The organism is Curvibacter sp. EU05-FHT14A10 (assembly GCF_058791075.1).
In genome coordinates, this window is record NZ_JBYTDE010000007.1 from 304,984 (window position 1) to 323,112 (window position 18,129).

The window sequence follows — 18,129 nt, forward strand, 5'->3', positions numbered from 1 at the left end:
TTTTTACAGGGTGAATCTGATGGCCGCCGTTCCCGTGTCTGCTGATGTGTCCTTGCTGGTCGACAAGCCGATCGCCACCGTGCTGGTGGTGGATGATCTGGCCGACAACCTCAGCCTGATGAGCTCGCTGCTCAAGGACCATTACCGGGTGAAGGTGGCCAACCAGGGTGAAAAGGGGCTGCGCATCGCGGCCCAGTCGCCGACCCCCGACCTGATCCTGCTCGACATCATGATGCCCGGCATGGATGGCTACGAGGTGTGTCGCCGCCTCAAGGCCGACCCCGCCACCCGTGACATTCCGGTGATCTTCCTGACTGCGCGCGCCGATGTGGCCGACGAGGCCCAGGGCCTGGCGTTGGGGGCGGTGGACTACATCACCAAGCCGATCAGCCCACCGATCCTGCTGGCCCGGGTGCAGACGCATCTGGCGCTCAAGGCCACCGCTGATTTTCTGCGCAGCAAGAGCGACTACCTGCAGCAAGAGGTGGCCCTGCGCACCCTGGAGGTGCAGGCCATCCAGGATGTGACCATCATGGTGATGGCGGCCCTGGCCGAAACCCGCGACAGCGAGACGGGCAACCACATCCGGCGTACGCAGTTGTATGTGAAGGCCCTGGCCGAGCGCTTGCGCGAGCACCCGCGCTTTGAGGCGGTGCTCAGCGAGCGCAACATCGAATTGCTCTACAAATCGGCGCCTTTGCACGACATCGGCAAGGTGGGGATTCCGGATTCGATCCTGCTCAAGCCTGGCAAGCTCACGGTGGAGGAGTTCGAGGTCATGAAGCGCCACCCCGAGATCGGGCGCGATGCCATCGAAGAAGCAGAGCGGCGCCTGGGCATCAAGGTGAAGTTCTTGACCTTTGCCAAAGAGATTGCCTACGGCCACCAGGAGAAATGGGACGGCTCGGGCTACCCAAAGGGCTTGGCAGGGGATGCGATTCCGGTGTCGGCCCGCCTGATGGCGGTGGCCGACGTCTATGACGCGCTGATCAGCAAGCGGGTCTACAAACCCGCGTTCTCACATGAGCAGGCCTGCCAGATCGTGGTGCAGGGACGTGGCCAGCACTTCGATCCGGACATCGTCGACGCATTCATTGAGATTGCCGACGATTTCCGCGTCATTGCCTTGCGCTACGCCGACTGAGCGGCATCGCCGGTCACCGGGCCCTTGGAGCCTGTTCAAGGTCTCGCACGGGCCGAGGCCGACTTTGAGCAGGCCCTCAGAACGGGGCGTCGCCCTGTGCGGTGGCGGGGGCGGCACCGTCGGCCGGGGTGTCGGCAGTGTCGGCTTCGCTGCTGTCGGCCGCGCCGCTGTCCTGGCCCAGGGCCTGACGCACGGCGGCCTTTTCACCGGCGCCGGCAAACTTGCTGTATTTGCCCAGGATCGTGACCAGCTGACCGTAGATGCGCGGGTTGCCGGCCAGGCATTCTTTTTGTTCCAGAAAGTCGGCTTCACCGGTGAAATTGCCGATCAGGCCACCGGCTTCGGTCACCAGCAGCGAGCCGGCAGCGATGTCCCAGGGCGACAGACCGGTTTCGAAGAAGCCGTCGCAGAAACCAGCGGCCACGTAGGCCAGGTCCAGGGCGGCGGCGCCGGGGCGGCGCAGGCCGGCGGTGCGGGGCATGATGTCGGCCATCATGGCCAGGTAGGCCTTGAAGTTGTCGCCAGGGCGGAAGGGGAAGCCGGTGGAGATCAGCGACTCGCCCAGGCGGGTGCGCTTGCTGACCCGGATGCGGCGTTCATTGAGGTAAGCGCCGCGGCCCTTGGTGGCGGTGAACAGGTCGTTGCGGCTGGGGTCGTAGATGACGGCTTGTTCGATCTTGCCGCGCACGGCCAGCGCAATGCTGACGCAGTACACCGGAAAACCGTGGATGAAATTGGTGGTGCCGTCGAGCGGATCGATGATCCAGACGAACTCAGAGTCTTTGGCGCCGTGCGCCTGACCCGATTCTTCGGCCAGGATGCCGTGGCCAGGGTAGGCCGTGAGAAGGGTCTCGATGATGATGTTTTCGGCCGCCTGATCGACTTCCGTCACAAAGTCATTCACCTGCTTTTGCGAGATGCGCACGGATTCGACATCGAGTGCCGCGCGGTTGATGATGGCGCCAGCGGCGCGTGCGGCCTTGATGGCCACGTTGAGCATGGGGTGCAGGTTGGATGACATGAATTGTGAGGAAGAGCGTGGGAGGCCTGCCCGTCCAGGCGGATCAGCCTGGTCTTGTGGGGCGGGAACTGAACCTCGCCGGCGATGCGGGAGGCGACAATAGCGGGATTTTACCCGCCGTTGCTCCCCGCGCGCCAGCCCCCTGTCTCAGAGACCCTGTGTCAAGCCCATGAAAACCCGATTTATCCTGATCCAGACCAGCCATGCCGGCAATGTCGGCGCGGCTGCCCGCGCCATGAAAGTGATGGGTTTTGATGACCTGGTGCTGGTGGCGCCGCGTTGGCCCGACGTGCTTCAGCGTGAAGAGACCATCCAGCGTGCCAGCGGCGCCGAAGACGTGCTGAACCGGGCCCGCGTGGTGCAGACCCTGGATGAGGCCCTGGATGGCATGACCCACCTGTGCGCCACCGCCATGACCCCGCGCGACTTCGGCCCGCCGCTCAAGGCGCCGCGCCCCCACTTCGCTGAGCTGTCGCAGGACCCGTCGCAGGCGGTGGCCTTTCTGTTTGGGTCGGAGCGCTTTGGCATGCACAACGACGACGTGTACCGTTGCCACACCTGCCTGAGCATTCCGACCCAACCGGACTTCGGCTCGCTCAATCTGGGCGCGGCCATCCAGGTGATTGCCTATGAATGGCGCCAGGCTCTGGGCGGCTTTGAGCTGCAATCGGCGACCGCGCCGGTGCGCCCGGCCGATGCCCAGCAGGTGGCCGGCATGCTCGGGCATTGGGAGCGGGCGCTGGTCGACATCGGCTTTCTGGACCCGGCGGCGCCCAAGAAGCTGATGCCGCGCCTGAACCAGCTTTTCAACCGCGCTGATCTCACCCAGGAGGAAATCCACATCCTCAGAGGTGTTGCCAAGGCCATGATCGAAACCGCCGCTCGCAGCAGCCGATAGACTGTCAACTCATATCGATACATCTTCAAGTCATGTTCTCCCGCCTCCGATCCGACATCCAGTGCATTCTTGACCGCGACCCTGCCGCGCGCAGCACCTGGGAGGTGATCACCTGTTACCCGGGGCTGCATGCCGTGGTGCTGCATCGGCCGGCCCATTGGTGCTGGACGCATGGCCTCAAGTGGCTGGGGCGCTTCATCTCGCATGTGGCGCGTTTTCTGACCGGCATCGAGATCCACCCGGGCGCCAAGCTGGGGCAGCGGGTGTTCTTCGACCATGCCATGGGCGTGGTGGTGGGTGAGACCGCTGAGATCGGTGACGGCTGCACCATTTACCAGGGTGTGACGCTGGGCGGCACCTCGCTGTACAAAGGCGCCAAGCGCCATCCCACCCTGGGCAAGGATGTGGTGGTGAGTGCCGGTGCCAAGGTGCTGGGGGGTTTTGTGGTGGGCGACGGCGCCAAGATCGGCAGCAATGCGGTGGTCATCAAGCCGGTGCCGGCCGGCGCCACGGCGGTGGGCATCCCGGCGCGCATCCTGCCCTCCAAAGAGGGCGCCAGTGCCGACGCCACCCCCGAGCGGGCCAAGTTCTCGGCCTACGGCGTCACCCTGGAGGACGACCCGGTGAGCCAGGCGCTCAAGGGCCTGATCACCAGCGCCTCGTCGCAAGAGCACCAGATCGCGCTGCTGTGGCAGGCCATCGAAAAGCTCAGCAGCCGTCCGGCACCGGGGGACTGCGTGCCCAAGGACGCCCAGCGCAGTGAATGCTTTGAGGCGGCCAAGCTCAACGACCTGGTCGGCAAGTGAGCCTGGGGCTGCTACGGTCACCCCAAAGAAAAAGCGACCCGAGGGTCGCTTTTTTGCGGGCGCGGCAGATTCAGGCCTGGCGCGGTGGGCGCTGTGCCGTCTTCGGTCGGAAGGCCTTGCAGACCTCGTCGCGGGTCTCGAGGTAGGGGCCGCCGATCAGGTCGATGCAGTAGGGCACGGCGGCAAAGATGCCGGGCACCAGCGTGCTGCCATCGGCGGCCTTGAGGCCTTCCAGCGTTTCCTGGATCGCTTTGGGCTGGCCTGGCAGGTTGATGATCAGGCTCTGGTGCCGGATCACCGCCACCTGGCGTGACAGGATGGCCGTGGGCACAAAGCGCAGGCTGATCTGGCGCATCTGCTCGCCAAAGCCGGGCATCTCCTTGTGGGCCACGGCCAGCGTGGCTTCGGGGGTGACGTCACGCAGCGCCGGGCCGGTACCGCCGGTGGTCAGCACCAGGTCGCAGCGGGCCACGTCGACCAGGGCGGTCAGGGTGGCGCTGATGGTGGCCTGTTCATCAGGGATCAGCCGGGGCTCGAACTGGATCGGATTGTGCAGCGCCTGGCTCAGCCAGTCCTGCAGGGCCGGCAGGCCCTTGTCCTGGTAGACGCCGCTGGAGGCCCGGTCACTGATCGAGACGATGCCGATGCGCACGGGCTCGGCCGGAGGCAGGGTGCAGGCACCCGGGGCTTCAGTCGTCGTGCTCATCGGCGTTGTCGGCTTCTTCGGCCTCGAAGGCCTCGGGGTTCAGGTGGCGCCGGACCAGGCGGAACAGCTCGCGGTAGGCGCGGCTCTGGCGTGGGGCCAGGCCTTGCGACACGGCGGCCTTGTCTGCGGGGGGCGCGTCCTTGCGGGCCTGGCGGATCAGGGCGCGCAACTGCTGGGTGTCGGTGTCGGGATGTTGGTCCATCCAGACGCCCAGCGCCTCTTCGGTGCCGATCAGGCGGTCGCGCCATTGCTCGGCCAGGTGCAGGGCGGCCGTGTCGGCCGCCGAGCCCTTGCGTTGCACTTCGAGCGCGGCCTTGACGGCGTCGACCGTGTCGGCATCGAGCAGGCGCATCAGCTTGCCGACGAACTGCATCTGGCGCCGTTTGCCTTCGAAGTTGGTGATGCGCTTGGCCTCGGCCAGGGCATCGACCAGCTTGTCGGACAGCGGCAGCTTCTCCATCAGGTCGGCGCGCAGCGTGAGCAGGTCTTCACCCAGCTTTTGCAGTGCGGTGCTTTCGCGTTTGAGATCGGTTTTGCTGGCTTCATCGGTGCCTTTCAGCTCAGCCTTGAGCTGGAGGTCCAGCTCGCTGCCTTCGGCAACGAACTGGCCACGGACGTAGTAGCCTTTTTTGGGTTTGCGTGACATGTTGGGGGTATCTGGGGTGAGGGCCACACGGGCCCTGAGCGGCAAGTATCATAGCTTCCGCTATGAAGAAACCCCAGACAATGGCCGCCAGCGGCTTCAGCTACCCCCGAGAAACCTTTGAATACTTGGTGGATACCGCCTTGGCGCATGCGCTCAAGCTCGGTGCCACCGACGCTGGCGCGGAGGCCTCCGAGGGCTGCGGGCTCAGTGTCAGCGTGCGCAAGGGCGAACTTGAAAACGTCGAACGCAACCGCGACAAGTCGCTGGGTGTGACTGTCTACCTGGGGCATCGCCGAGGCAATGCCAGCACCTCCGATTTCTCGGAGGGGGCCATCCTGCAGACCGTGCAGGCCGCCTACGACATCGCCCGCTTCACCGCCGAAGACCCTTGTGCCGGCTTGCCCGATGAGGCCGATATCGTCACCGAGCAGCCCGATCTGGACCTGTTCCACCCCTGGGTGCTGAATGCCGAGCAGGCCGTCAGCCTGGCCCAGGTCTGCGAAGCCGCCGCCTTGGCCACCAGCCGGCGCATCACCAACAGCGAGGGGGCGGGTGTATCGGCCCAGCAGTCGCATTTCTTCAGCGCCCACACCCATGGGTTTCGCGGCGGCTACGCCAGCTCGCGTCACAGCCTGTCGGTGGCACCGATTGCTTCGCTGCCCGGCAAGAACGCCGACATGCAGCGCGACGCCTGGTACAGCTCGCAGCGCTGTGCCGACGATCTGGCCAGCCCCGAGGCCGTGGGGCGCTATGCGGCCCAGCGTGCCCTGAGTCGCCTCAAGTCACGCAAGATCGCCACCACCCAATGCTCGGTCCTGTTCGAGTCACCGCTGGCCGCCGGCCTGCTGGGCAGCTTTGTGCAAGCCGTGAGCGGCGGTGCGCTGTACCGCAAGAGCACCTTCTTGCTCGACTCGCTGGGCAAAAGGGTGTTTCCCAAGCACATCGACGTGCTGGAGGACCCCTTTGTGCTGCGCGGCAAGGGCAGCTCGCCCTTCGATGAGGAGGGCGTGAAGGTCGGCGCCCGCAAGGTGGTGGATGCGGGCAGCGTGCAGGGGTATTTTCTGACCAGCTACTCGGCCCGCAAGCTGGGCATGCGGACCACGGGCCATGCCGGTGGCTCGCACAACCTGACGCTGCGTTCGCGCCTGACCCGCGCCGGTGATGATCTGGACGCGATGCTGCAGAAGCTGGGCACGGGCCTGTTCGTGACCGAGCTGATGGGCCAAGGCGTGAACTACGTGACCGGTGACTACTCGCGCGGTGCCAGCGGCTTCTGGGTCGAGAACGGCCGCATCGCCTTCCCGGTGCAGGAGATCACCATCGCGGGCAACCTCAAGGACATGTTCAAGGGCATCGAGGCCATCGGGGCCGATGCCTACACCTATGGGGCCAAAACTGTCGGCTCGGTGCTGATCAACCGCATGAAGGTGGCAGGCAGCTGAGCCTGGCCCTGGCCTGAGTTGTCCCAATGCCCCTGGCGCGCCAAGCGCCTGGGGCATTTTTTCGTGGGCGCGAAGGCCTCACTGGGTGTTGCTGCGCACTTCGGGGCGCTCGGAGACCGGCGCGCCAAGCCGGCCGCCGCCGTTGATCTGAATCCCCGGGCGCACCAGGTTCTCGCGGTTTTCGCGCGGTGCTGACGAGGGCTGGCGCTGCTGTTGTTGCTGTTGCTGCTGTTGCTGCTGTTGTTGCTGTTGTTGCTGCTGGTGCTGTTGTTGCTGCTGGTGCTGGATCTGTTCCCGCATCTGCTGTTCGCGCAGTGCCTGTTCTCGTTGCTGTTGTTGCAACTGCTGCTGCTGCTGCATTTGCTGCTGCATCTGGAACTGCTGGTGCTGCTGTTGTTGCAGGGCCTGGCGTTGGCGCTCTGCTTCGGCCTGTTGTTGCTGTTGCTGTTGTTGTTGCTGCATTTGCAGTTGTTGCTGGGCTTGCTGCTGAAGCTGGCGCTGGGCCTGCTCTTGCTGTTCGCGTTGCTGCGCCTCGCGCCACTGCCGGTCAGCCTCGGTGCGGGGGGCGTTGTTGGGCACCGGGCTCACCTGCTGCACGACGCCGGGGCGGCCCATGGGCTGGCCCGCGGGCGCAGGGCTGGTTTGCAGCGCGGGCGCAGGGCTCATGTTGGGGCGGCGCTCGCTCTCCCGGCCCTGCCATGGGGTGTTGCTCGCGCCTGTGCCCACGAAGGGGTGGTCGCTCGGTCGCTCGGGCACAAGCTGCACTTGAGGGCGCGGCAGTGGCTGTGGCGGCTGCGGTTGAGCCTGGAAGCCCGATCCGCCCGAGGCAGTACCGCCTGCCGGGTGCTGAGACCACACCGGCTTGCCCCCTTGCGCCTGGTGGGTGATGGCGTCCGGGCGTTGCTGGTTCAGGTAGCTGCCTGGGCGTGGCAGGCTGCCGACCGAGCCAGGGCGGCCGGCCCCCCAGGCGGGCTGCCAAGCCTCACCCGGGGCCAAGGGTACCCAACCCACGTCCGGATGCCGCACCTGAGGGCGCGAGCCTGCCTGCGGGGTGCCCAGAAACCCCACCAGGGCCGGGGCATAGCTTGGGCGGCGGTTGCGTTCGTAGCGTTCGGGCACCCAGCACCAGCGCGGCCCGGTCTGCACCCAGCGGCCGTAGTGGAAAGGGGCGAAACCCCAGGGGGCGTCGTCGATCCAGGTCCAGCCCCAGGGTTCGATCCATTCCCAACGCCCGTAGCGGTAAGGCGCCCAGTCGCTCACGGTGACGGTCGGGTACCACACCGTGCCCCAGGTCGGGTCGGTGCGCCATTCGCCCCAGCCATCCAGTTGCTGGTAGCCGATGACCTCGCGCGGCAGGTAGCGCGCGGCCTGCGATTGGTCTTCGATCTGGTTGCGTTGCGCCACCCATTGGTCAAATCCGTCCGGCCGCAACACCAGGGGCGTTTGCAGCTGCGCCAGCAGGCGCCCGCCAAAACTCCATTGCAAGCCCTGTGGCAGGGACTGGCTGGCGCCGTTCTCGCCGTAGGCCACCAGGCTGCCTTGCTGCACGCTGACCCGGGTGTTGCCTTGTTCCAGGCTCACGTCCAGGCGGTAATCGCCGGGCTGCTGTACCAGCACGGCCAGGTTGGGGGTGTCGATCTCGATGCGCTCTCCAGGCACCATTTGGCGCACCCTCAGGGCCAGGCGGCCCTGGCGCAGTTGCATCTGGGTGGTCTGGTCGTCGAGCTGGGTGATGTCGAGCTGGCCCGGGCCTTCCATTCGCCAGCTGCTGGTGCCCGTGCTCATGTCGAGCCGGGCCCCTGGGGCTGGAATCAGGCGGTTGCCACGGGTCAGGGGCTGGTTGTAGAGCGCCATCTCGGCGTCCGGTGTGTTGGTTTGGCCGGTCTGCACCACGCCTTCGATCAGGTTCAGGTAACCCACGCGGCCCGGTGCGATCTGGGCCAGGGTCAGGCCACCGATCAGGGTCAGGCCCAGAACCAAGCCCTGGCAGGCCTGTCGGGTGCGGCGGGCCCAGGTGAAGGCCTGGCCGGGTGGGGAGGAAGGCTTGAAGAACATGGTGATCTCGTCAGGTGTTGGCGGATTAACGCGCCAGCCCCCCAAAAGGTCAACGCGCCTGGGCAGGCGGCTGCAATTGCTCACAAAAAAAGGGCGCAAAAAAGCCACCCGCATCCTCGAATGCGGGTGGCTTGCTGGTGAGGGCCGGGAGGCTCAGCCTGCCAGGGCGGCCTTCACGGCGGCAGAGACCAAGCCCATGTCGGCTTTGCCGGCCAGGCGGGTCTTGACCGCGCCCATGACCTTGCCCATGTCGCCTGGGCCGGAGGCGCCCAGCTCGGCCACGATGGCCTTGACTTCGGCGGTGACCTCCTCGGCGCTCAGGCGGGCCGGCAGGTAGGCCTGCAGCACCTTGAGTTCTGCCGACTCCTTGTCGGCCAGATCCTGGCGGGCGGCCTGCTCGAAGGCGGCGATCGAGTCCTTGCGCTGCTTGATCAGTTTGTCGACGATGGCCACCACGCCAACGTCGTCCAGGGTGATGCGCTCGTCGACCTCGCGCTGCTTGATCGCGGCCTGCAACAGGCGGATCGTGCCCAGGCGCTCCGAGTCCTTGGCGCGCATGGCGGCCTTCATGTCTTCGGTGATCTGTTCCTTGAGGGACATGGTGTTCTCCGTTCGAAATTGGGTTTCAGAATGCAAAAACCCGCGCCTGGCGTCCCGAGCGCGGGTTGTGTCGACTGCTGTGAACCAGCAGGCGGGCTGCGATCAGTACAGCTTCTTGGGCAGTTGCATGCTGCGAACGCGCTTGTAGTGGCGCTTCACGGCAGCAGCCTTCTTGCGCTTGCGTTCAGCGGTCGGCTTTTCATAGAACTCGCGGGCGCGCAAGTCGGTCAGCAGACCCAGTTTTTCGATGGTGCGCTTGAAACGACGCAGTGCGACGTCGAAGGGCTCGTTTTCTTTAACACGGATGGTGGTCATTACGTAATGTTTTCCAATGAGGTGCTCGGGGAAGATCGGGCCCACAAGCGAGGTTCCCCGCCTAAAAAATTGATCAGGCCGGCGGGGCATTTGCCAGCAAAGCCTGCGATTATAGCGTTCTGGCTTGCGCAAACAAGATTTTTGTGCATCCAGGCCTCAGACAGCGCTCACATCAGCCCCGCCCGGGCCGCCAGGCCCTGGGCGCAGGCATGCGCGCTGGCCCAGGCCCACTGGAAGTTGTAGCCCCCCAGCCAGCCCGTCACATCCACCACCTCGCCAATGAAATACAGGCCGGGCTGCTTGGATTCCAGGGTCTGCTGCGACAGATCGCGCGTGTCCACGCCACCCAGGGTGACCTCGGCCTTTTTGTAGCCTTCGGTGCCGGTGGGGATCAGCTCCCAGCGCGACAGGCGCTCGGTCAGGGTGTGCAGGGCCTTGTCGGTCACCTCGTTGCAAGGCCGCTGCAGGGCCGGGTCCTGCTGCACCCAGGCCTCCGCCAGTCGGCTGGGCAGGCTGTGCGCCAGTTCATTGACCAGCAGCTTGCGCGACACGGCCTTGGCGCGGGCCAGGGTTTCGGGCAGGTCCAACTCGGGCATCAGGTTGATGCGGATGGGCGTGCCGGCCTGCCAGTAGCTTGAAATCTGCAACACTGCCGGGCCTGACAGGCCGCGGTGGGTGAACAGCAGGTCTTCCAGAAAATGCCCGCGGCTCTTCTTGCTGCCCGTCTCCATGGCCACCGGCAGGGCCAGCCCGGCCAACTGGGCATACGGTTGCCAGGCGGCACCGTCAAAGGTGAGGGGCACCAGGCCCGGTCGCTGTTCGACCAGGCGCAGGCCGAACTGGCGGGCCACCCGGTAGCCGAAATCGGTGGCGCCGATCTTGGGGATGGACAGGCCACCCGTGGCCATCACCAGGCTGGGGCTGCGCACCGTGCCCTGATCGGTGTCGATCTCGTAGACGGTGCCCGTGCTGCCTTCGGTGCAGCGCACGGCCTTCACGCCACAGCCTTGCCAGCGGGTGACGCTGCCACCAGCAGCCCCCGCCTCGCATTCGCGCAACAGCATCTGGATGATGTCCTCGGCCGAGCGATCGCAGAACAGCTGGCCCTTGTGCTTTTCGTGGAAAGGGATGTCGTGGCGTTTGACCAGGGCGACAAAGTCTTGCGGGGTGAAGCGGCTCAGGGCGCTGCGGCAGAAGTGCGGGTTGGCGCCCAGGAAGTTGGCCGGGCTGGCTTCGCGGTTGGTGAAGTTGCAGCGGCCGCCACCTGAGATGCGGATTTTCTCGGCCACCTTCTCGGCATGGTCCACCAGCAGCACGCGCAGCCCGCGCTGCGCGGCCACGCCGGCACAAAACAGGCCGGCGGCCCCGGCTCCCACAATCACGGCATCGACATTCAAACCAGGCTCCAGGGCAACACGGGGCGCTCACCCCGCGGCAAAAGGCTTGATTATCGTCAGCCAGGTGCCGCAGGGCCGCGTGAAGGCGCTTGGCAAGCGGGCGGCGATCAGGAGAATGGGGATTTACATCTCAAAAACCGGAGGGAACTTCATGGCGACTCTGAACATCGGCGACTGCCTGGGCGCGGCCTGGGCCCAGTACCGCAAGAACATGCTCACCCACATCGTGGCCACGGTGCTGGTCACGGCCATCGGCAACCTGTTTTTCGGCTTGCTGACCGGCCCATTGATGGTGGGCTACATGCGCATGATGCGTGCCGAGGAGGCCGGGCAGCCCATCAGCTTCACCGATGTGTTCAGGGGCTTCGACGACTTCGGGCCTGCCTTGCTGGCGGCCCTGCTGGCCGGCATCCTGGTGGCTGTGGGCTTTTGTTTCTGTGTGCTGCCGGGCCTGCTGCTGCTGCCGCTGGTGCCCCTGGCGCTGCATGAAGTGGCCGAGGGCGAGAAGGACGCCATCCAGGCGATCAAGACGGCCTGGAGCCAGCTTCGGCCCAACCTGTTCATGGCCTTGATCTGCAGCTTCCTGATCTCGGTACTGGCCGGCATCGGGGCGCTGCTGTGCGGGGTGGGCGTGGTCCTGACGCTGCCCCTGGCCTACCTGGGGGCGTATCACATGGCGCGTCAGTTGTCGGGGGATCCCCGGGTGATCCTGGCGCTGTGATGACTTTTGAAGCGGGTCTGCAGCGTTGGGCGCCCGGCCTGCTCTGGCTGGGGGCGTGGCCGGTGGCTGGCGGCTTGAGCCAGGTGCTGTTGCATGGCGAGGCCTTGCCGGTCTGTGCTTTCAAGGCCCTCACGGGTTGCCCATGCCCGCTGTGTGGGGGCACGCACCTGGTCCACGCCCTGGGCCAGGGCGACTGGTCTGGCGCCTGGCAGGCTCAGCCCGGGCTGTTGCCGCTGCTGCTGGGGGCCTGGCTGATGCTGGGTTGGCGCAGGCTGGCCCCTCAGGGAGGGCGCCAAGCCTGGAGCCGGCTTGAACGGCGGCTGTTGGGGGCCGGAGTGGTGTTCTGGCTGGCTGAGTGGGGTTGGCGGGTTGGGTGTGGCTTGGCAGGCGCCTGGGTTGCGGGCGGTTTTGCGGGCGGGTGAACCTGCACCCGCAGGGCTTCAATCTCAATGTTTGACGCCTTGCCGCCCGGCCAGGGACACGGCCTTGAGCGACAGGCCGTCGATTTCGGCCGTGATGCCTGACAGCACGTTGGCCACCACGGCGAATTCGCGGCCGTGCTGGCCAGCCCGTGCCGCCATGACCTGGGCATTGAAGCTCACCACCTTGGCTTCCCGGGCCACGGTCTGGATCGAGGCCACGATGCCGGTCAGTTCGCGCATCATGGCCTGCGATTGGGCGGCCGTGACCTGGTCGAAGGCGGTGGTCGCCCGGTTCAGGGCATCGAGCACCTGATCGGTGCTGTCCACCAGCGAGGCCAGGGTCTCGCTCACCCGGCGGTCTTGTCGCTCGATCTGGTCCTGGGTGGTCCGGAGTTGCGCGATGAAGGTGTCGATGGTCTGCCCTGCCCCGTTGGGGCCCTCGTAGGCCCGCAGAATGACCTGGGCCTGCTCGGCGGGCAGGGCACGGCCGGTTTCACGCAGGTGTTGCTGGCTGGTGGTGAACAGTTCCAGCGATTTGCGCGCGGCGGCCAGTTGTCCGGCATGGCCTTGGGCGGCCAGCACGGTCTGCAGGATCATGCGCTGCGACAACATGCGTTGGCGGGCGGCCATGTTGACCAGGGAGATGTCGCCTTCCCTGGGTTGGCTGGCCGCGCTGATGCTCCTGGGCAGGGCCTGCGGGTAGGCCGAGGCCGGGTGTCGTGCCAATGCAGTCATGTGGACTCTCTTTCCCTGGTGAACACGCCTGACACGAAGCAAATGCCGGGCCAGAATTGTCAGCGCCAAGTCAGTCCTGGTGCCTCTCCCGGTCGGTCCTGGACGTGTCCGTCGTTCTCAAAGCGTGCCGGTGCGCTCGCGCATGGCGTCGACGTCGGCGGGCACTGAGGGGCTGGTGCTCAGGGCATGCACCCCACCGATCACGTCACCCACCACGATCACCGAAGGGCTGCCCAACTGTTCGGTTTGCAGCGTGTGGCACAACTGCGCCAGCGTGGTGATGGCATGGCGCTGCGTGGGCAGGCTGGCCCGTTGCACGATGGCCACCGGGGTGTGGCCGGGCAGGCCTTGCAGCAGCTCTTGCTGAATGCGCTCGGCCCCGCTCACGCCCATGTAGATCACCAGCGTGAGGCGGGCGCTGTGGGCGGTGGCCGCCAGCGCGGGCCAGTCGGTACCGCTGTCGCCGGGCTTGGCGTGGCCGGTGACGAACACCACCCCATGGGCGTGTTCGCGGTGGGTCAGGGGCACGCCCAGCGAGGTCACGGCGGCCAGGCCCGAGGTGATGCCGTTGACCACGCTGACCTCGATGCCGGCGGCACGCAGGTGCTCGACCTCTTCACCGCCACGGCCAAAGATGAAGGGGTCGCCCCCTTTGAGACGCACCACCTGCTCGCCTTCGTGCACCGCGGTGATCATCAGCTTCTCGATGAAAGCCTGCGGGGTCGACTTGCAGCCGCCGCGCTTGCCCACATAGACCACGCGGGCCTGGGGTGAGGCCAGGGCCACGATCTCGTCGCTGACCAGGTCGTCCACCAGCAACACGGTGGCACGCTGCAGCGCCTTGACGGCCTTGAGTGTGAGCAGTTCGGGGTCGCCCGGGCCGGCGCCCACCAGGGTGCAGTGGCCTTGTCGGGCCGATGAGGACCGGGGGTCCGGGGTGAGGGTGTTGGTCATGGGTGCTCCACAAGGCGCAGGATGTGTTCGACCTGGCGTGCGATGGGGGTGGGTACCGGCAGCTTGCCTGCCAGCACCAGTTGAATGTAGTTGGCGGTGGAGGCCGCGCTGATGTCACGGGGCAACTCGGGCAGAGTGGCCAGGGGACCCTGCTGGGCCGCTTGCCAGGGGTAGGCCTGGCCTTCCATGTAGGCGGTCATCTCGGGGGTGCGGCGCGGGTCGGCCACCACCTCGCCCTCGGTGCCGCGCAGCAGCAGGGCGCGCTGACCGGTCAGGGCCAGCGTGGCCGCCATGGACTCGGCGTACTCCGGGTGGGTGTAGCTGCTGACCAGCACACTCGGGCCCTGGCAAGGGCTCATCAGCTTGACCATGCTGTGTGCTGAATTGCGCAAACCCACGGCCCGGCGCACCTCCAGCAGTCGCTTCAGGCCCGGCAGCAACAGGCCGGTGGGTGCGTAGACCAGTTCGCCAGCCTTGAGGGGGCGCACGGCCACCAGCGACGGGGTGCCGAGGGCCGACAGCACCGCGGCGGCCGGCACGCGGGCCTCTTCGGTCGGGGTGCCATGCACCAGCACGCTGGCGCCCCGGCGCGCCAGCAGCAAGGCCAGCAGCGGGGTGAGCACGGGCAGCTTGCGCGCACCGTTGTAACTGGGCAGCACCACCATCGGTTTGAGGGTGGCGGGCATGCGGGTCATGCGGGCGTGGGTGGCATCGAGAAACCCGGCCATCTCTTCGGGGGATTCACCCTTGATGCGCATGGCCAGGCAGAACGCGCCGATTTCCAGATCGGTCACCGTGCCGTCCAGCAGCTGGCCCATGAGGTCGGCCGCCTGCTCCCGGCTCAGGGGGCGTGCACCCTCTTTGCCGCGGCCAATTTCCTTGATGTACTGACTGATTGCCATGTCGTGGTCTGCTTGTTTTGGAAGGTCTGTTGAAACAGAGCCGCGCATTGTCCCTGAAGCCTTCTGACTTTCCGCTATATGCCCAACTTTGGTGCGGCTTCTGCATCGCCACACCTGGATGGGTCTCAGCCCGTCACCGGCTTGATCAATCGCACCATGCGCTTGAGCTCTGGAACACATGAACCACAATTCGTGCCACATTTCAGCGCTCCCTGAAGCTGGCCCAGTCGCTCCTCCTCCTGGCCCTGGCAGCCCGCCAGCGCGGCCTCGATGGCCTGGTCGGTCACCCCCACGCAACTGCACACGGTCCGCCCTTTGCTCACCACGGCCACCGGCGCTTCGGCACCCGGCAGCAACAGCAGCCGCCCATAGGCCCGCGCGGGCAGGTCCTCCTGCAGCAGCGTGCGCAGCCACACTTCGGCGCGGGTGTCGCCACCCAGCAGCAGGCCGGTGATGCGGGTGTCGTCACCCTGGGGCTCCACCCGCACGGTGCGGCGCTGGCCGCGCCGCAGATCGACGTAGTGCAGCGAGTCTTCGTTTTGCAGGCCCAACAGGGTTTCGATCTGCACCAGCACTTCGGCGGGGGGGGCCTCGGGCGCAGCGGCCCGGAACAGCACGCCGGTGGTGGGCGCCGTGGTACCGCCCAGCGCATCCGCCCGGCCAAAGGGGACGCAGGTGCTGAAGGCAAAGGCGCCCATCAGGGGCTTCAGCTTCTCGCGCGCCGCAAGGGCCTCGCCGGTCGGCAACCAGGCCATGGCCACCAGGGACCAGGGCAGCTCCGCCTTGCTGATGCGCACGGCCGCGTGTTTGAGTTCGGGCTGCTTGGAGCTTGGGCAGAAGGTGCTGGGCATCAGCGCGTTGACGCCGGCCAGCGGCTCGCCCGTGGCCGAGCAGCCGCTCAGAAATTCGGCGCCCCAATGCATGGCGATGTAGGCCTGGTTGAGCCCGACCTCGCTGCTGGCCTGCACGGGCAGCACGATGGCGCCACGCCGTGATTGCACCGTCACCAGATCGCCCTCCTGCCACTGGCGGCGGGACATGTCTTGGGGATGGAGTTGGATCGCGGGCTCGGGCACGTGGCCGAACAAGCGGCCCAGGGTGCCGGTGCGGCTCATGCCGTGCCACTGGTCACGCAGGCGGCCGGTGTTGAGCGAGAACGGGTAGCGCGCATCGCGGCTTTCGGCCACCGGCTGGTAAGGGGTGGCGCTGAAACGGGCCCGGCCATCGGGGGTCGGGAACACGCCATCTTCATACAGCCGCGTTTTGCCGGTGGCCGCCCCGGCGGGCATGGGCCATTGCTGGGGACCCAGGCTGTCGAGCAGCTCGTAGCTCAGACCCGTGATGTCCAGGTCGCGGCCCCGGGTCGATTCGCGGTGTTCGCACCAGATGGCTTGCACCCCGGCCTCCGGCGCTTCCGTGGGGTAGGGGAACAGCGTGGCCTGGCCAGGGCGCAGCCGGGCTTCCAGGCGCTGGGCCAGCTGCACGCCGATGGCCCAGTCGTGACGGGCCTCGCCGGCCGGGGGCAGGGCGGCGCGCACGCGGCTGATGCGGCGCTCGCTGTTGGTCACGGTGCCCAGTTTTTCGCCCCAGGTGGTGGCGGGTAGCAGCAGGTCGGCGAATTCGGCGGTGGCGGTGGTGGCAAAAGCCTCCTGCAGCACCACGAATTCGGCGCGCTGCAGGGCGCGGCGCACCGTGGCCTGGTCCGGCATCGATTGGGCGGGGTTGGTGCAGGCGATCCACAAGGCCTTGATCTGGCCGTCGGCGGCGGCCTCGAACATCTCGACCGCGCTCTTGCCCGGGGTGGCGGGCACCTGCTCCACGCCCCAGTGGGCCGCGACTTCGGCGCGGTGCTGCGGGTTGGCCATGTCGCGGTGCGCGCTCAGCAGATTGGCCAGGCCGCCCACCTCGCGCCCGCCCATGGCATTGGGCTGGCCGGTCAGTGAGAACGGGGCCGCCCCCGGGCGTCCGATCTGGCCGGTGGCCAGGTGCAGGTTGATCAGGGCGGCGTTCTTGGCGGTGCCGCTGCTGGACTGGTTCAGGCCTTGGCAGTAGAGGCTCAGCGTGGCGGGCGAGGTAGCGAACAGGCGGGCGGCCTCGTGCAGGTCTTGCGGCGCAATGCCGCAGACCTGGGCCACCCGCTCGGGTGTGCAGTCGCGCACCAGGGTCTTCAGCGCTTCGAAGCCGCTGGTGTGGGCGGCGATGTAGGCCGGCTGCGTCCAGCCCTCCCACAGCATGATGTGCAGCATGCCGTGGAACAGCATCACGTCCGTGCCCGGCTGGATGGCCAGGTGCAGGTCGGCCAGTTCGACGGTGTCGGTGCGCCGCGGGTCGACCACCACGATCTTCAGCCCGGGGCGGGCCCGCTTGGCGTCTTCGATGCGGCGGAACGCGATCGGGTGGGCCCAGGCGGTGTTGCTGCCGGCGATGAAGAGGCAGTCGGCGTGGTCGAAATCGGCATAGCTGGCCGGTGGGGCATCGGCTCCCAGGGTGGCCTTGTAGCCGGCCACGGCGCTGCTCATGCACAGGCGTGAGTTGGTGTCGAGGTTGTTGGTGCCCAACAGGCCCTTGGCCAGCTTGTTGAAGACGTAGTAGTCCTCGGTCAGCAACTGGCCCGACAGGTAGAAGCCCAGGGCGTCCGGCCCGTGTTCGCGCACGATGCGGCTGAGACGGTCGGCCGCCAGGTCCAGGGCGGCATCCCAGGCCAGGGGCTGGGTCGGGCCACGCCGCTCCAGGCGCTGCAGCGGTTGCAGCAGGCGGGTCTGGCGGGTGATGTCGGCGCTGGCCGTGAGGTGCAGGGTGGAGCCCTTGGTGCACAGGCGGCCGAAGTTGGCCGGGTGGGCCGGGTCGCCGCGCACGCCGGTGATGGCCTGGCCCCGGGTTTCGATGATCACGCCACAACCCACGCCGCAGTACGGGCAGGTGGAGCGGGTTTCCTGGAGGAGCGCCTGGGGGACTGGGGTCATGGCTGGGGGCCTCCGTCCAGGGGTTGACGGCAGGCCGGGCCTGCCTGGGGGCGCTGCAGCTCGGTGGCATGGTGCAGCAGTTCCTCGGTATCGAGGTGGACCAGCCCGTCTTGCACCAGCACGGCGAAACGCGGCGTGCAACCCACGTCGGGGGCCTGGGCCTGGCCATCGGCCAGCCCGATGGTCCAGTTGTGCAACGGGCAGGCCACGCTGCGGCCGAAGACGATGCCCTGTGACAGCGGGCCGCCCTTGTGGGGGCAACGATCGAGCAACGCGAAGACCTCGTCTTGGTCGTTGCGGAACAGCGCCACCTCCAGGCCATGATCGCGGCTCACGCGGCGTGCGCCCAGTGCGGGAATCTCGTCCACGCGGCAGATGGGTTTCCAGAGGCTCATCTTGTTC

18 protein-coding genes are annotated in these 18,129 nt (G+C 67.0%); 6 read left to right on the forward strand and 12 right to left on the reverse strand.

What is annotated here, in order from left to right:
* The first annotated feature begins 19 nt into the window (after positions 1–19).
* On the forward strand, positions 20–1,144 hold the full coding sequence (locus tag AC3WUT_RS15990; protein ID WP_492348064.1) for a response regulator: 1,125 nt from the start codon (positions 20–22) through the stop codon (positions 1,142–1,144).
* Positions 1,145–1,220: 76 nt separating this feature from the next.
* Here the strand turns inward: AC3WUT_RS15990 and AC3WUT_RS15995 are convergent, their stop codons facing one another.
* On the reverse strand, positions 1,221–2,165 hold the full coding sequence (locus AC3WUT_RS15995) for an inositol monophosphatase family protein (RefSeq protein WP_492348065.1): 945 nt from the start codon (positions 2,163–2,165) through the stop codon (positions 1,221–1,223).
* Positions 2,166–2,334: 169 nt separating this feature from the next.
* On the opposite strand from AC3WUT_RS15995, the gene AC3WUT_RS16000 reads away from it, so the two are divergent.
* Positions 2,335–3,063 (forward strand): RNA methyltransferase, encoded by a 729-nt coding sequence (locus AC3WUT_RS16000; RefSeq protein WP_492348066.1) that lies wholly within the window; start codon positions 2,335–2,337, stop codon positions 3,061–3,063.
* Between the two features lie 32 nt (positions 3,064–3,095).
* On the forward strand, positions 3,096–3,869 hold the full coding sequence (gene cysE / locus AC3WUT_RS16005) for a serine O-acetyltransferase (RefSeq protein ID WP_492348067.1): 774 nt from the start codon (positions 3,096–3,098) through the stop codon (positions 3,867–3,869).
* A gap of 70 nt (positions 3,870–3,939) precedes the next feature.
* On the opposite strand, the gene mog is transcribed toward cysE, so the two are convergent.
* The gene (mog, locus tag AC3WUT_RS16010) at positions 3,940–4,575 is read right to left on the reverse strand and encodes a molybdopterin adenylyltransferase (RefSeq protein WP_492348068.1); all 636 of its coding nucleotides are present in this window, start codon (positions 4,573–4,575) and stop codon (positions 3,940–3,942) included.
* Positions 4,559–5,221 (reverse strand): ribosome biogenesis factor YjgA, encoded by a 663-nt coding sequence (yjgA, locus tag AC3WUT_RS16015; RefSeq protein WP_492348069.1) that lies wholly within the window; start codon positions 5,219–5,221, stop codon positions 4,559–4,561. The genes mog and yjgA overlap by 17 nt, the downstream gene beginning before the upstream one ends.
* A 62-nt stretch (positions 5,222–5,283) precedes the next feature.
* Between yjgA and pmbA the strand changes: the two genes are divergently transcribed.
* A complete protein-coding gene (gene pmbA / locus AC3WUT_RS16020; protein ID WP_492348070.1) occupies positions 5,284–6,663 on the forward strand; it encodes a metalloprotease PmbA in 1,380 nt (459 codons plus the stop codon).
* 78 nt (positions 6,664–6,741) lie between these two features.
* Here pmbA and AC3WUT_RS16025 read toward each other — a convergent pair whose 3' ends face one another.
* From AC3WUT_RS16025 to AC3WUT_RS16040, 4 genes are all read right to left on the reverse strand, one after another.
* Positions 6,742–8,718: a DUF6600 domain-containing protein gene (locus tag AC3WUT_RS16025; protein WP_492348071.1), complete on the reverse strand. Its 1,977-nt coding sequence runs from the start codon at positions 8,716–8,718 to the stop codon at positions 6,742–6,744.
* 153 nt (positions 8,719–8,871) lie between these two features.
* The gene (locus AC3WUT_RS16030) at positions 8,872–9,318 is read right to left on the reverse strand and encodes a GatB/YqeY domain-containing protein (protein ID WP_492348072.1); all 447 of its coding nucleotides are present in this window, start codon (positions 9,316–9,318) and stop codon (positions 8,872–8,874) included.
* A gap of 102 nt (positions 9,319–9,420) precedes the next feature.
* Positions 9,421–9,633 (reverse strand): 30S ribosomal protein S21, encoded by a 213-nt coding sequence (rpsU, locus tag AC3WUT_RS16035; protein ID WP_007833691.1) that lies wholly within the window; start codon positions 9,631–9,633, stop codon positions 9,421–9,423.
* Between the two features lie 167 nt (positions 9,634–9,800).
* The gene (locus AC3WUT_RS16040; protein ID WP_492348073.1) at positions 9,801–11,030 is read right to left on the reverse strand and encodes a BaiN/RdsA family NAD(P)/FAD-dependent oxidoreductase; all 1,230 of its coding nucleotides are present in this window, start codon (positions 11,028–11,030) and stop codon (positions 9,801–9,803) included.
* A 151-nt stretch (positions 11,031–11,181) separates the two neighbouring features.
* Here AC3WUT_RS16040 and AC3WUT_RS16045 point away from each other — a divergent pair, with 151 nt between their 5' ends.
* Positions 11,182–11,751, forward strand: coding sequence for a hypothetical protein (locus AC3WUT_RS16045; RefSeq protein ID WP_492348074.1), 570 nt, complete (start codon positions 11,182–11,184; stop codon positions 11,749–11,751).
* Positions 11,751–12,173, forward strand: a complete 423-nt coding sequence (locus tag AC3WUT_RS16050; RefSeq protein ID WP_492348075.1) for a DUF2752 domain-containing protein — start codon at positions 11,751–11,753, stop codon at positions 12,171–12,173. Before AC3WUT_RS16045 ends, AC3WUT_RS16050 begins: the two co-directional genes overlap by 1 nt.
* Before the next feature lie 24 nt (positions 12,174–12,197).
* Here AC3WUT_RS16050 and AC3WUT_RS16055 read toward each other — a convergent pair whose 3' ends face one another.
* The 5 genes from AC3WUT_RS16055 to nirD all read right to left on the reverse strand — a co-directional run bounded on the left by AC3WUT_RS16055 (position 12,198) and on the right by nirD (position 18,122).
* Complete coding sequence (locus tag AC3WUT_RS16055; protein ID WP_492348076.1) at positions 12,198–12,908, reverse strand: methyl-accepting chemotaxis protein; 711 nt, start codon at positions 12,906–12,908, stop codon at positions 12,198–12,200.
* 117 nt (positions 12,909–13,025) lie between these two features.
* Positions 13,026–13,862 carry a uroporphyrinogen-III C-methyltransferase gene (gene cobA, locus AC3WUT_RS16060; RefSeq protein WP_492348077.1) on the reverse strand — a complete coding sequence of 279 codons (837 nt, stop codon included), beginning with the start codon at positions 13,860–13,862 and terminating at the stop codon, positions 13,026–13,028.
* Positions 13,859–14,764: a DNA-binding protein YbiB gene (gene ybiB / locus AC3WUT_RS16065; RefSeq protein ID WP_492348078.1), complete on the reverse strand. Its 906-nt coding sequence runs from the start codon at positions 14,762–14,764 to the stop codon at positions 13,859–13,861. The genes cobA and ybiB overlap by 4 nt, the downstream gene beginning before the upstream one ends.
* Positions 14,765–14,889: 125 nt before the next feature.
* On the reverse strand, positions 14,890–17,727 hold the full coding sequence (locus AC3WUT_RS16070) for a nitrate reductase (protein WP_492348079.1): 2,838 nt from the start codon (positions 17,725–17,727) through the stop codon (positions 14,890–14,892).
* A complete protein-coding gene (gene nirD, locus AC3WUT_RS16075) occupies positions 17,724–18,122 on the reverse strand; it encodes a nitrite reductase small subunit NirD (protein ID WP_492348080.1) in 399 nt (132 codons plus the stop codon). The genes AC3WUT_RS16070 and nirD overlap by 4 nt, the downstream gene beginning before the upstream one ends.
* Between the last annotated feature and the right edge of the window lie 7 nt (positions 18,123–18,129).

What these genes read in the sequence shown, in the direction of transcription:
- AC3WUT_RS15990 (WP_492348064.1), top strand. Translation starts at nt 20, where the DNA reads ATGGCCGCCGTTCCCGTGTCTGCTGATGTGTCCTTGCTGGTCGACAAG.
- AC3WUT_RS15995 (WP_492348065.1), bottom strand. Translation starts at nt 2,165, where the DNA reads ATGTCATCCAACCTGCACCCCATGCTCAACGTGGCCATCAAGGCCGCA.
- AC3WUT_RS16000 (WP_492348066.1), top strand. Translation starts at nt 2,335, where the DNA reads ATGAAAACCCGATTTATCCTGATCCAGACCAGCCATGCCGGCAATGTC.
- cysE (WP_492348067.1), top strand. Translation starts at nt 3,096, where the DNA reads ATGTTCTCCCGCCTCCGATCCGACATCCAGTGCATTCTTGACCGCGAC.
- mog (WP_492348068.1), bottom strand. Translation starts at nt 4,575, where the DNA reads ATGAGCACGACGACTGAAGCCCCGGGTGCCTGCACCCTGCCTCCGGCC.
- yjgA (WP_492348069.1), bottom strand. Translation starts at nt 5,221, where the DNA reads ATGTCACGCAAACCCAAAAAAGGCTACTACGTCCGTGGCCAGTTCGTT.
- pmbA (WP_492348070.1), top strand. Translation starts at nt 5,284, where the DNA reads ATGAAGAAACCCCAGACAATGGCCGCCAGCGGCTTCAGCTACCCCCGA.
- AC3WUT_RS16025 (WP_492348071.1), bottom strand. Translation starts at nt 8,718, where the DNA reads ATGTTCTTCAAGCCTTCCTCCCCACCCGGCCAGGCCTTCACCTGGGCC.
- AC3WUT_RS16030 (WP_492348072.1), bottom strand. Translation starts at nt 9,318, where the DNA reads ATGTCCCTCAAGGAACAGATCACCGAAGACATGAAGGCCGCCATGCGC.
- rpsU (WP_007833691.1), bottom strand. Translation starts at nt 9,633, where the DNA reads ATGACCACCATCCGTGTTAAAGAAAACGAGCCCTTCGACGTCGCACTG.
- AC3WUT_RS16045 (WP_492348074.1), top strand. Translation starts at nt 11,182, where the DNA reads ATGGCGACTCTGAACATCGGCGACTGCCTGGGCGCGGCCTGGGCCCAG.
- AC3WUT_RS16050 (WP_492348075.1), top strand. Translation starts at nt 11,751, where the DNA reads ATGACTTTTGAAGCGGGTCTGCAGCGTTGGGCGCCCGGCCTGCTCTGG.
- AC3WUT_RS16055 (WP_492348076.1), bottom strand. Translation starts at nt 12,908, where the DNA reads ATGACTGCATTGGCACGACACCCGGCCTCGGCCTACCCGCAGGCCCTG.
- cobA (WP_492348077.1), bottom strand. Translation starts at nt 13,862, where the DNA reads ATGACCAACACCCTCACCCCGGACCCCCGGTCCTCATCGGCCCGACAA.
- ybiB (WP_492348078.1), bottom strand. Translation starts at nt 14,764, where the DNA reads ATGGCAATCAGTCAGTACATCAAGGAAATTGGCCGCGGCAAAGAGGGT.
- AC3WUT_RS16070 (WP_492348079.1), bottom strand. Translation starts at nt 17,727, where the DNA reads ATGACCCCAGTCCCCCAGGCGCTCCTCCAGGAAACCCGCTCCACCTGC.
- nirD (WP_492348080.1), bottom strand. Translation starts at nt 18,122, where the DNA reads ATGAGCCTCTGGAAACCCATCTGCCGCGTGGACGAGATTCCCGCACTG.